We start from the raw sequence: 308 nt of genomic DNA, 5'->3' as shown, positions 1-308 counted from the left end.
TGCCCATATTCTGTCAGACACATAGTTCTCCTTTCTAAATTTTCCGCCGAGAACTTCCAGCTCCTTTTTCACATCCTTTTCACGGGTTCTCATGTTGAAATCTACCACCTGAGTAGGAGTGATCAATGAATTATAGGTGTACCGCAGGATTTCGGTATCAAAATCGGGATTGGTACCGGTAAAAGCAGTATACGTCTCATTTTCAAAAGGCAGAAAATAAGAATCTGTTCCATCCCATCGTCTTATATGGATCTTGTTAAGACCGTTACTCCTTTCGCTAACCACAAGGTAATCTCTAAAAAGATCGA

Annotated in this window: 1 pseudogene; it reads right to left on the bottom strand. The window is 40.6% G+C overall.

Annotated features, from left to right (window positions below):
• Positions 1-308 (bottom strand): annotated as a pseudogene (locus HC175_RS24270) (oligopeptidase B); the annotation flags it as partial.

The sequence above is a fragment of the Salinimicrobium oceani genome (assembly GCF_012037645.1).
Note: the sequence above shows the minus strand (reverse complement) of the source record. Positions and strands in the feature narration are given on the sequence as shown.